12 protein-coding genes are annotated in these 12,199 nt (G+C 34.2%); 9 read left to right on the forward strand and 3 right to left on the reverse strand.

Annotated elements, in window-relative coordinates:
* Window positions 1–56 precede the first annotated feature (56 nt).
* A complete protein-coding gene (locus ACFPTQ_RS13875; RefSeq protein WP_379778184.1) occupies window positions 57–704 on the forward strand; it encodes a hypothetical protein in 648 nt (215 codons plus the stop codon).
* Between the two features lie 145 nt (window positions 705–849).
* Here ACFPTQ_RS13875 and ACFPTQ_RS13880 read toward each other — a convergent pair whose 3' ends face one another.
* Window positions 850–2,118: an aminotransferase class I/II-fold pyridoxal phosphate-dependent enzyme gene (locus ACFPTQ_RS13880; RefSeq protein WP_379778279.1), complete on the reverse strand. Its 1,269-nt coding sequence runs from the start codon at window positions 2,116–2,118 to the stop codon at window positions 850–852.
* A gap of 374 nt (window positions 2,119–2,492) precedes the next feature.
* On the opposite strand from ACFPTQ_RS13880, the gene ACFPTQ_RS13885 reads away from it, so the two are divergent.
* The 4 genes from ACFPTQ_RS13885 to ACFPTQ_RS13900 are packed head-to-tail and all read left to right on the forward strand — an operon-like array spanning window position 2,493 to window position 4,830.
* On the forward strand, window positions 2,493–3,014 hold the full coding sequence (locus ACFPTQ_RS13885; RefSeq protein WP_379778186.1) for an MltR family transcriptional regulator: 522 nt from the start codon (window positions 2,493–2,495) through the stop codon (window positions 3,012–3,014).
* Window position 3,015: 1 nt separating this feature from the next.
* Window positions 3,016–4,122 (forward strand): DGQHR domain-containing protein, encoded by a 1,107-nt coding sequence (locus tag ACFPTQ_RS13890; RefSeq protein ID WP_379778188.1) that lies wholly within the window; start codon window positions 3,016–3,018, stop codon window positions 4,120–4,122.
* 59 nt (window positions 4,123–4,181) lie between these two features.
* Window positions 4,182–4,502, forward strand: coding sequence for a DNA-directed RNA polymerase subunit alpha C-terminal domain-containing protein (locus ACFPTQ_RS13895; RefSeq protein WP_379778190.1), 321 nt, complete (start codon window positions 4,182–4,184; stop codon window positions 4,500–4,502).
* Entirely contained in the window at window positions 4,480–4,830 is a 351-nt protein-coding gene (locus tag ACFPTQ_RS13900; RefSeq protein WP_379778192.1) for a DUF2200 domain-containing protein, read from the forward strand. Before ACFPTQ_RS13895 ends, ACFPTQ_RS13900 begins: the two co-directional genes overlap by 23 nt.
* A 52-nt stretch (window positions 4,831–4,882) precedes the next feature.
* Here the strand turns inward: ACFPTQ_RS13900 and ACFPTQ_RS13905 are convergent, their stop codons facing one another.
* A complete protein-coding gene (locus tag ACFPTQ_RS13905) occupies window positions 4,883–5,368 on the reverse strand; it encodes an Lrp/AsnC family transcriptional regulator (protein WP_379778194.1) in 486 nt (161 codons plus the stop codon).
* 137 nt (window positions 5,369–5,505) lie between these two features.
* Here ACFPTQ_RS13905 and ACFPTQ_RS13910 point away from each other — a divergent pair, with 137 nt between their 5' ends.
* The 4 genes from ACFPTQ_RS13910 (at window position 5,506) to ACFPTQ_RS13925 (ending at window position 9,778) form a co-directional block, all read left to right on the forward strand.
* Entirely contained in the window at window positions 5,506–6,558 is a 1,053-nt protein-coding gene (locus tag ACFPTQ_RS13910) for a DUF1852 domain-containing protein (RefSeq protein ID WP_379778196.1), read from the forward strand.
* Between the two features lie 24 nt (window positions 6,559–6,582).
* The gene (locus ACFPTQ_RS13915; protein WP_379778198.1) at window positions 6,583–7,614 is read left to right on the forward strand and encodes a methionine synthase; all 1,032 of its coding nucleotides are present in this window, start codon (window positions 6,583–6,585) and stop codon (window positions 7,612–7,614) included.
* A 142-nt stretch (window positions 7,615–7,756) separates the two neighbouring features.
* A complete protein-coding gene (locus ACFPTQ_RS13920; RefSeq protein ID WP_379778200.1) occupies window positions 7,757–8,749 on the forward strand; it encodes a bile acid:sodium symporter family protein in 993 nt (330 codons plus the stop codon).
* 228 nt (window positions 8,750–8,977) lie between these two features.
* Window positions 8,978–9,778, forward strand: coding sequence for an NYN domain-containing protein (locus tag ACFPTQ_RS13925; protein ID WP_379778202.1), 801 nt, complete (start codon window positions 8,978–8,980; stop codon window positions 9,776–9,778).
* Here the strand turns inward: ACFPTQ_RS13925 and ACFPTQ_RS13930 are convergent.
* Complete coding sequence (locus ACFPTQ_RS13930) at window positions 9,775–12,159, reverse strand: hybrid sensor histidine kinase/response regulator (RefSeq protein ID WP_379778204.1); 2,385 nt, start codon at window positions 12,157–12,159, stop codon at window positions 9,775–9,777. The two genes, ACFPTQ_RS13925 and ACFPTQ_RS13930, sit on opposite strands and share 4 nt — an antisense overlap.
* Between the last annotated feature and the right edge of the window lie 40 nt (window positions 12,160–12,199).

Raw genomic sequence — 12,199 nt, forward strand, 5'->3', positions numbered from 1 at the left:
ATTCTTGTAAAAGACAGCCTCCAAATTAAATTCCATCAATTTAAAATCAATTACGTATGAAAAACTGGAACTTACCTCTTGTTTTAGGCGCTATAGCGGTAACACTCGCCTCTTGCAAAAATGAAGAACAAAAAATGGCCGATGAAAAAGTGGAACAATTCAAAGTGTTTGTAGACTCCATTAGTGATATCGCAATGGACAAGGCAACCGTAAATTGGGTAAATATTCAAAATGAATACGAACACAGTAAAAACGAAGCGAAACAAACCCTAGCAAAACTAGACAACAAAGTAAACCTAGATTCCATACTTAAAAAAGCAGATAGCAAATACGAAATATTCAAAGCCAAAGTAATTGCGAAAAGAGATATCATGTTGCGTGAAAATTTCAGAAATAGTCTTTTTACCGAAAAAGTAGGCGAAGACATGAAATTTGAATGGGTTAACAAAAGCAATATTGTTGCCGTTTATGAACATTTTGTAGCTACTGTTGACCAAAATAAATCCGTATACAGTAGAGAAGATTGGGATGAAATCAAACTCATCTACGAAGCCTTAGATAACCGAAAAAATGCAGTTGAAAAAGAAGGCTTATCAACTAAAGACAATATTAAAATTGCAGGTTTAAAAATTAAATTCACCACAATATACCAAATCAATAGAGCGACTGCAAAATACCGAGAAAATGCAGAAGCGAAACAATAAACCCATATCTACCTATCTATATATAACAGGGAAATTCTAAAAATCAATCCTTTTTAAAATTTCGCCTCCCGTTTATTGTAAACAAAAAAATAGGCTATCTGTAAAAAGATAGCCTATTTTTGTTTTTATAAGTAACTGTAAACAATTACGCTTGCGCTTCCATATCTACAGTAGTTTTTTCAGCGATAGCTTTGTAAGTTCCGTTTACTAATTTCTCACGGATTGCTTCAAAAGCAGTTAATGTTTCCTCGATATCTGCTAAAGTATGAGAAGCTGTAGGAATCATTCTTAGCAAGATAATCCCTTTAGGAATTACAGGATAAACTACGATTGACAAGAAAATACCATAGTTCTCTCTCAAGTCGTTTACCATAACCATTGCTTCTGGAATACTTCCTTGAAGATATACCGGAGTAATACAAGTATTCGTATCTCCAATATCAAATCCTTTTTCTTTCAATCCGTTTTGTAATGCATTTACGTTTTCCCACAATTTATCTTTAATTGCAGATGATTGACGCAATAACTCTAAACGTTTCAAAGAACCAATTGTTTGGATCATTGGCAACGCCTTAGCAAACATTTGCGAACGTAAGTTGTATTTCAAATAATCAATAATGTCTTTATCAGCCGCTACGAAAGCCCCAATGTTAGCCATTGATTTAGCAAAAGTGGAAAAATACACATCAATTCCGTCTTGACAACCTTGCTCCTCACCTGCTCCAGCTCCTGTTTTTCCAAGCGTACCAAAACCGTGTGCATCATCAACCAAAAGACGGAAATTGTATTTCTCTTTCAAGGCTACAATTTCTTTCAATTTTCCTTGTTGCCCACGCATACCAAAAACACCTTCAGTGATAAATAAAATTCCACCACCTGTTTCAGTAGCCATTTTTGTAGCACGTTGCAAGTTTTTCTCCATGCTTTCTAAATCATTGTGCTTGTAAGTAAAACGCTTACCCATGTGCAAACGAACACCGTCAATAATACAAGCGTGCGAATCCACATCATACACAATAATATCATTCTTAGTCACCAAAGCATCGATGATAGAAACCATTCCTTGGTATCCAAAATTCAATAAATAAGCTGATTCTTTCATTACAAAAGCAGCCAATTCATTCTCTAATTGCTCGTGGTAAGTAGTGTGTCCACTCATCATACGAGCACCCATTGGGTAAGCTGCACCAAATTGAATCGCTGCATCTGTATCGGCTTTACGCACCTCAGGGTGATTCGCTAAACCTAAATAGTCATTCAAACTCCAGTTCAAAATATCCTTCCCACCAAACTTCATTCTAGGTCCTAGTTCTCCTTCTAACTTAGGAAACACATAATATCCTTCTGCTTGTGAAGCCCATTTTCCTAAAGGTCCTTTATTGCTTTGAATCCTTTCGAATAAATCTTTTACCATAATATATCCAGTAATAATTTTAATTTTAAGAGGTTGCAAAAATAATTATTTAAATTTTATAAAGGGCTGGAAAGCACAATTATTTTCAGAGGTCATGCCAGCTGTTAGCCCTATCTTAGGGTTTTAATCTGAAAAAATTTCAGATTCTAAGAAAAACCATAAGGATGCCGCTCTTACCACCTAGCTATCGGCAGACAGCTCAGGGCTAAAAAATTCCTGCTCCAAAGAATAGCTATTCTTAACCAGCATGAATTATTTATAAGAAAAATAAGTATATTTGGAAAAGAAACAAAACTTCGCATATACATCCTGATTAGGTTAATTGGCGAAGGATTGTATCGTATATAGATAAGTTGTGCAAAATATTAAAAAAAATGACCACCAGACAATTTGACGAATTAGTTGACGAAATATTAGATGAAAGAAATGATAGATCTTTAATCATTTTATGTTCTTCGATTATCGATGAGCAATTATATAATATTCTTAACAAATTTCTAAAACCCCCTTTAAAAGATGACGACCTCTTAAAAGGAGACAATCCCCTTTCAACTTTTTCATCAAGAATCAAAATAATATATAGAATAGGTATTATTGATAATACTTTTAGAGATATATTAGATACAATTAGAAAAATAAGAAATTTATCTGCTCATAGTGTTGAACTAAATCTTGGAAAATCCCCTATTAAAGACCACATTAATACACTAAAAAAGACCATTAAAATAAAACCCTCTTATGAATTAACCAAAAAAAGATATTTTGAAAATAACATTAATAGTTCAAATGAAGTTAAAGCATTATTTGTTACTATTTGTGTAATTTTGGAAGCAATTGATCTTTCAATTTTAGAAATTGAGGATAACAAAAAAACAATTCAAATATCAAAAAGATAAAATGAAAAAAACTAAATTAGAAAACATAAAATGTCCAGCAATAAAGGGCAAAGTTTTAGGAGTAAAAGTTTACAGAGGTTATTTAAAACTTTCTGACTTATCATATTTATCTAAAGCTGACGTTTATGATGCTAAAAACAATCCAACTGGAACACAAAGAGACCTTAGTCCTAAACACGCGAGAGAAGCTTATGAGTATGTAAAAAATACTGACCTTGGTTTTTGGCCAGAAATTTTCTTGTGCGCACGAAATAATAGTGTAATATCATTCAAGCCAGTTTCTGAAGAATATTCTGAAATTGGAATATTAGAATTTGACGTAAATAAAATAATAGCTAGTAATGCTATCCTTTTATCAAGAGTTGATGGGAATCACAGACTTCACTTTGGTAATACTGAAGGAAAGGTGTTTAGTAAAATTGAAAAAGAAGTTTCTTTTTGCATAGCATTTGACTTAACTAGAGAAGAAGAAATTAAACTTTTCAAAGACATCAATAAAAACCAAAAACCAATGAATACAAGCCATCTAGATGGCATAGATGTTAGATTAAGTCCTGAAGAAGAATTAAAAAGAAGACAACCTGAATTATTCATTGGAAAAAAACTTGGTACAGATAGTGATAGCCCATTCTATGAAAGAATATATGATGGTGGTAAAAAACCTATTGGGGTGGACATTCCGCTAAGAGCTATTAAAACTGGTTTACAATATATGTTTTCTAAATCTACGCAACTATCGAGATTAGACAACACAGACGCACAGTATATAGTCATAAAAAATTATTTTAAAGCAGTCAAGCAGTGGACACCTGATTCTTGGACAAAACCAAAAGATTTTTTAACTTTAAGAGGAGTTGGTTTATGGTCAATTTGTTATTTGGGTGCACAAGTAATTGATAGAGGTCTCATTAATAGTAAATTTGACACACAGACTTTTTTAGATATTCTAAATTCTGGTAAAGAATGGGATTGGAGTAATAAAGGTGATTTTAAAGGTTATTCAGGAGCGCAAGGTGCCCAAGAAATAAGTAATAAAATTGCTAGACATTTAAAAGACACTAATCAAATATCTACTCAAGATTTACTTAAAGAAATAATGAAAGATTAAAATAAATACTTCCCTAGCTAGCGCGAGCGTCACGCTCGTGCAAATGACACAACATAACAATGAAACAAACCCCAAAACAAACTTTGAGAAGCTGCGAAAAAGGCCATCAATACTTCAAAAGTAGCGACTGTCCGGTTTGTCCTGTTTGTGAATCCGAGAGAAAACCTCTCCAAGGTTTTTTATCATTATTATCGGCTCCAGCCAGAAGAGCTTTAGAAAACAAAGAAATTACCACTTTAGAAAAATTAGCAGAATATAGCGAAAAAGAACTTTTAGCGCTTCATGGTTTGGGCAAAAGCTCCATTCCTAAATTACAATCGGCATTAGAAAAAGAAAATTTAGCTTTAAAGAAAGAAAATGAACAACCACAAAGTTTTTAAAATGGCTTTTGCTTCGGTCTATCCGCATTATATTACCAAAGCGGAGAAAAAAGGCAGAACCAAAGAAGAAGTCCACACTATCATTTTTTGGTTAACAGGCTACAACGAAACAAGCCTAGCCAAAATACTCGATAACAAAACAGACTTCGAAAGCTTTTTTGCGGAAGCACCACAACTCAACCCGAATGTTACTAAAATTACAGGCGTTATTTGTGGTTATCGTGTAGAAGAAATCGAAAACCCACTGATGCAGCAAATTCGCTATCTAGACAAACTCATTGACGAATTAACCAAAGGAAAAGCAATGGAGAAAATTTTGAGGAAATAATAGGGTTTCCTTCTTCAAAAATCTAAGATAGTTTCATCCGACGGCTTGTTTTTTATATCGGCACCGCATGGTTTTGTTTGATAACCCCTATAACAAAGGTACTGTGCGCACTTCCAATATTTTTCACCGAGCCTAAATCGTTAATCACAAAAGACTGATAATGCTTCATGTCTTTAACCATAATCTTCAGTAAAAAATCATAATCGCCCGAAATATTGTAACATTCCACCACTTCTTTAATCGAAACGATATCCTTTACAAACTTATTTCCTATTTCTTTGGTATGTTCCTTTAAAGTGATATTACAAAATACAGTTAATTGTAAGCCCAATTTTTCAGCATTTACAATAGCAGCGTACTTTTCTATAAAACCTTCTTTTTCCAATCGTTTAATTCTTTCATAAACGGGTGTAGGAGATAAATTTACTCGGGTAGCGATTTCTTTGGTCGTCAATTTTGCATCTTTTTGAAGCACTTTTAACAACTCCAGGTCGATCATATCTATGTTTTCTAAAGAGAAATTATCTGTTTTTTTCATTATTACAAGCACTAAAAGATTAATTATCTACAAAAATAACAAAAATAGATATATTATCTAATTTTAAACAGTAATTAAAAAAATCCATCTTTTATATTAAACTTTGCAAGACAAAAAATCTAAAACCTACTACCATAATGAAAACAGACGTACAAGAAGATTCCAGAATAAAAGAAAAGAAGGATAGTGAAAAGCACCAGAAGGTAATTAAGAATGATTTTACCTTCACCCTAAAGAGCACTTGTTTAGATGAAAACTACCATCCCTCAAGTAAAACGCGTTTAACAACCAATTTTGCAAACCTGGCTAGAGGAGCCAATCGCCAGCAAAACTTACGTAATGCATTGAATATGATTAACAATCGATTCAATTCATTAGCCCATTGGGATAACCCAAAAGGAGATCGTTACCATGTAGCACTTGAAATCCTCACTGTGACGATGAGTATCGATGATAAGGACGGCACTAATGACCTGCCGATGATTGAGGTTTTAAAAACGAATATTTTTGACCGTAAGACGGGTCAGCAAATTGAAGGTGTTGCCGGAAATAATTATTCCTCTTATGTTCGTGATTATGATTTCAGTATTTTATTGCCCGATTATAATAAGGATAAATCTAGTTTTAGTGTTCCTGAAAATTATGGTGATTTGCACGGAAAATTATATAAATGCTTTGTGAATTCAACCACTTATAAAGAACACTTTAAGAGATCTCCAATCATTTGTTTAAGTGTCTCAAGTAACAAAACCTATACTCGCACGGAATATCAACACCCGGTTCTGGGTTATGAATATCAGCAGGATCAATATTCGCTCACAGATGAATATTTCTTTAAAATGGGCTTAAAAGTTCGTTTTTTCATGCCTCCGAACAGTGTAGCACCGATGGCTTTTTACCATTCCGGAGACCTACTTAATGATTATACTGATCTTGGACTAATCAGTTCCATCAGCACGATGGAGACTTTTCAGAAGATTTATCGTCCTGAAATTTACAATGCCAATTCAGTAGCCGGGAAAATCTATCAACCTAGTCTTAAACACGAAGATTATTCACTTACTCGCGTAGACTATGACCGTGAAGAGCGCAGCCGACTAGCTGTAGAACAGGGTAAATATGCTGAAGAACATTTCATTAAGCCCTACAAAAACATCCTGGAAAACTGGTCTGCAAATTTCAGCCTTTAATTAATACTACAAATTTATTCGAATATGAAAAAAATACTATTACCCACCTCAATTGTTGGAAGTTTACCTAAACCTGCTTGGCTGGCGCCACCTGAAAAACTTTGGTCCCCTTGGAAATTAGAAGGTGATCAGTTACAGGAAGGAAAACAAGATGCTTTGCGTATTTCTTTGCAAGAACAACTTTTGGCTGGAGTTGACATCATTAGTGATGGCGAACAAACACGCCAACATTTTGTAACCACTTTTATCGAACATTTAGGCGGTGTCGATTTTGAAAATCGTAAAACCGTAAAAATTCGTAACCGTTATGATGCGAGTGTTCCTATTGTAGTGGACGAGATTACACGCCAAAAATCCGTTTTTGTTGAAGACGCTAAATTTTTGCGCAAACAAACTAATAAACCCATAAAATGGGCATTACCAGGTCCGCTGACCATGGTAGATACCTTATACGATGACCATTATAAAAGTCGTGAAAAATTGGCATGGGAATTTGCAAAAGCACTCAACGAAGAAGCCAGAGAACTGCAAGATGCCGGAGTAGATATTATCCAGTTTGACGAACCTGCCTTTAATGTATTCTTTGATGAGGTAAACGATTGGGGAATGGCAGCATTAGAGCGAGCTATAGAAGGTTTACATTGCGAAACAGCTGTACATATTTGCTACGGTTATGGTATTCAAGCGAATAATGATTGGAAAAAAACATTGGGGTCAGAATGGCGTCAATACGAAGAAATTTTCCCAAAAATTCAAAAATCTAAAATTGATGTGGTGTCATTAGAATGTCACAACTCCAATGTGCCTTTGCATTTAATGGAATTGGTTCGTGGCAAAAAAGTAATGGTGGGTGCTATTGATGTTGCAACCAACACTATCGAAACGCCTGAAGAAGTCGCTGATACTTTACGTAAAGCTTTGGAGTTTGTAACTATTGAAAATCTTTATCCTTCTACCAATTGTGGAATGGCTCCATTGTCGCGAAACGTAGCCAGAGGCAAGTTAAACGCTTTAAGTGCAGGAGCTGAAATTATTCGCAAAGAACTTGGTATTTAATTCTATTGAATTCATCATATAGCTTAGAAATTTCCGTTAATAACACAGCTATCCGATTTAAGGATATTTTATAATAGCAAATTTATCTGCTCGTTATTTTTTTTGTAATCTTGCCTCAACGGAGGAATAATAGTAAAACACATTGAAAAAATTATTAGAAACATTAAGTAAAGTAGGTTTAGACGTTTTCCTATTAATGATCGCCACTATGATTCTACTGGCTTATTTTTTGCCGCAGCCAGGAATGATTAAAGAACCAGTTTCATTAGAAGAAATTGCCAATGTAGGTGTGTCATTTATTTTTTTGTTTTATGGCTTACGCCTAAGTGTTGAAAAACTAAAAGCGGGGCTTGCCAATTGGAAAATGCACATTATCGTCCAGTTAACAACCTTTTTGTTTTTTCCGTTGATTGTTTTGGCATTTCGCCCCTTGTTTATCAACGCCGGCTTTGAATTGCTTTGGCTAGGAGTTTTTTTTCTCGCAGCCTTACCTTCTACGGTATCTTCTTCTGTAGTTATGGTTTCCATTGCCAAAGGCAACATTCCCGCAGCGATTTTTAATGCGAGCATTTCCAGTTTAATCGGAGTAGTAGTCACGCCACTTTGGGTGGGGCTGTTTATCGCCTCTGCAACTGGCAATTTTGATATCAGCACCATTGTTATAAAGTTAATTGTTCAAGTTCTGCTGCCTGTTGTTATTGGTATAAGCCTCAATTCCCGTTTTGGTGCCATTGCTGAAAAATATAAGAAACAGCTCAAATATTTCGATCAGGCAATCATCCTTACGATCATTTACACCTCATTTTGTAAGTCATTCTCCGAACATCTTTTTGAAGGCTTCACCGCCCTTGAACTTGCCGGACTCACTACAGGAATGATGCTCTTGTTTTTTGCTGTATTCCTTTGTGTGGGACTTCTCAGCCGTCTATTTGGCTTTTCAGACGAAGACCGAATTACAGTCTTGTTTTGTGGTTCTAAAAAGTCATTGGTTCACGGAACTGTCATGTCAAAAGTACTGTTTCAACAAAGTACTATCACTGGTATCGTGTTGTTGCCACTCATGCTTTATCATGCTTTGCAATTGATTGCCGCCAGTATCATTGCTCAGAATATGGCTCGAAGAAAAAAAGCATAATTGATTATTTACAACTTGTATGTCTCGCTTGTACCCAACTCTTAAATAGTTATAAGCGAGACTCTAGCTTGTCATGAAATCAATAACAACGGCTACGCCACTATTCCAACTCGCTCAAAAATTAATAATCGTGCTTACAATATTCTCACTATTAACAAAACATTAAAGACATTTTAAAAGCATTTCACGCCAAAGAATTACTACCTTTAGCTTTCAAATGAGAATGCTATGTCACAAAACAATAAAGAACTCAAATTAGCGGTTCTTATAGATGCCGATAATGTTCCGTACAGCAATGTAAAAGGAATGATGGAAGAAATTGCCAAATACGGCACTCCTACCACCAAACGTATTTATGCCGACTGGACCAAACCAAACGCTAACGGATGGAAAGGCGTTTTATTAGAACATGCCATCACTCCTATTCAGCAATACGGTTATACCACCGGAAAAAATTCTTCAGATTCGGCTTTGATTATTGATGCAATGGATTTGTTATATTCTGGAAAACTAGACGGTTTTTGTATTGTTTCCAGTGACAGTGATTTTACCCGATTAGCTATTCGTTTGAGAGAATCAGGAATGAAAGTCATTGGAATTGGCGAACAAAAAACACCAAAACCCTTTATTAGTGCCTGCGACCGATTTATTTTCCTCGAAGTCCTAGATGGTGCTATCAAGAAAAAAGCAGCCAAAACTGTAATTGAAACAAAAAAAACAGTTGAAAAAACCACTACAACTAAAACTACTGAAAAAGCAACTCAAAAACCGCTGAATAAAATCGACGAACCAACAATTGAACTGATTGAATCGACCATTGAAGACTTAGCCGATGATGCAGGTTGGGCATTCCTAGGTGACGTAGGAAACCTAGTAGTAAAGAAAAAACCCGAATTTGACCCCAGAAACTATGGTTTTTCTAAACTCACGCCAATGCTCAAATCACTTACCGACATTTTAGAAATAGACGAAAGAGATTCGGATAAAAAAGGAATTAAACACGTATATGTTCGTTTACTTTTTAGTTAAACATATTGCTTAATCGTTTGATATAAAACCTCTTTATTGATCGGTTTGGTTAAATAATGATTCATCCCTATTTCGGCAACACGCTGTTTTGTACTTTCCATTACATCCGCAGTAACGGCTATAATAGGAATCGTAGCATTTTGTTCTCCTACTTGTCCGTTTCTAATGGCAATAGTGGCTTCATAACCGTCCATCACTGGCATTTGCAAATCCATCAAAACTAAATCTATTCTATTCGCAGCAAATGCGTCCAAGCCTTCTTGACCATTATTAGCATATATAACAACCGTATTCAACCATTTTTTAGTAATCATTTTAATGACCATTTGGTTCATTGCGTTATCTTCTACAACTAAAATGGTTTTTCCACCTAAATCACATACTGCTGCTTCGGTAACCACTGGGGCTGCTACTGTTTTTTTCTCAGGAATTTCATAATCCAATATTATAGTACACACGGTTCCTTTTCCTAATTCACTATCAATAGCGATATGTCCTCCTTGCATATCAACCAGTGTTTTTACAATGTACAATCCTAATCCAAGTCCGCCAAACTTTCGTTTGTTATCAATGCTATGTTGTGAAAAAGAATCAAACAAACTGTCTTTCTTTTCCTTAGCAATTCCCACACCTGTATCGGAAACAATCATTTTAATACTGGCCAAAGTATCCGATTTCATTTCGATTTCTACTTTGAATTCTACCAATCCTTCTGTAGTAAATTTGATAGCATTATTTAACACATTATTCAATATCTGAAACAACCTATTCTCATCACCAATAATCACAAGACTTGTCAATTCCGGCTTTTTAAATTTGAATTTCAAACCCTTATCTTTCGATTTAAGTTTGGCATTGTAGCGTACATTTCTAAAAATATTCAGTACATCGAACTCCTTTTTCTCTAGTCTTAATTCATTTTTTTCAATCTTAGAAAAATCCAAAATATCATTTACGGATCCCAATAAACTCTGTGCCGAATAGGTAATTACTTCGCAATTTTTCTTTGTCTTTTTGTCCTTCACCTCAGCCGAAACACTATCAATTAAATTAGTAATCGCATTCAATGGTGTGCGTAACTCATGACTAATATTAGACAAAAAATACGATTTCAACTCGTTCATTTCTTCCGATTTCACTAAGGCTATTCGGTTGAATTCTTCTTTTTCATTTTTTAATTTCCTAATCAAATTTGACATCGAAAGTGATAAGAAAATAACTTCTAAACCAGTACCTATTTTGGAACTATTTTGTGTTACAAATGTATTAGGAATTACTCCCACATTATTAAGAATGAATACTCCAAAACCGATGATTAAAAAGAAAATCCCCAACACATACAGGATATCTACTTCTTTTTTTGAATACAATAAATAACTAATGGAATACACCACTATTATCAAAAAGATTAGGGCAAGAAAATTGACAATTTGATACGAATAAAACAATGCCGCAGGCACAAATACAGTTACCAAAAAAAGAGCAACCAAGGAAATATAACTTATTTTATAAACCAAATACAAGCGCTCACTGTTCTTTTTTATTTGCAAAAACAATTCACTATAACGTCCTGAAATAAAAGCTCCTACAATTGCTAGCAGCAAGACGGCATGTTTTGAAAACCAACCTCCGCTTGGCGTTATATATTGATAAAAATAACCATCTAGAGCAAATTGTAACAGTCCTACTGAAACAACATACAAGCTGTAATACAAAAAAGTTAATTCCTTCAAGCCAATAAAGAAGAAAAAATAAACGATTGCTACAATAAACAATAATCCATAAAAAAGTCCAAATACAAACTGTTCAGTTGAGTTAACATTAACAAAAGCCTCCGTTGAATATAAAATTAATGGTAATTTTAAAACTTCTCCATCGCTTTTTACATGCAGGACTAACTTTAAGTGGGAATTTGGAGGAATAACTAAATCAAATAAACATTTTCGATGTGGATAACTTCGTTGTGAAAACTTCTTTTCATCTCCACTAATATGTTTAATAATTTTTCCTGTTCGCTGATTTACAACATACAATTCAACAATATTGGTAATAGGACGTGCTGTTTCAAAATAATATTTTAACTCTCCATTTGTAGTGTTGACAATGGTTGTAGAAGACCAAAAATTATTTTCAGTAAATCCTAAATAATCTCCTTTGGTTTTTAATGAAACCGGTTTTAATGCATCGAAATTTTTTAATACAAACTGAATATCTAGTTTTTTCTGACCTACATCAGCAATGGAAGTATAATTTTCAAGAGAGACTTTATAAGGTAATTGATCTTTTTTAAAAAAATATTGTGAGTAACCAATTATCGAAAAAAGTAGAAAAAAAAGGCTTAATACAATTTGTTTTACATTTAAAATTCTCGCTATCTGCATGTTCTAAAATTTAGGGCTGCGTAAAAATAAAAAACATATT

This window comes from Flavobacterium sp. GCM10022190 (assembly GCF_042656445.1).
GTDB classification, from domain to species: domain Bacteria; phylum Bacteroidota; class Bacteroidia; order Flavobacteriales; family Flavobacteriaceae; genus Flavobacterium; species Flavobacterium nitratireducens.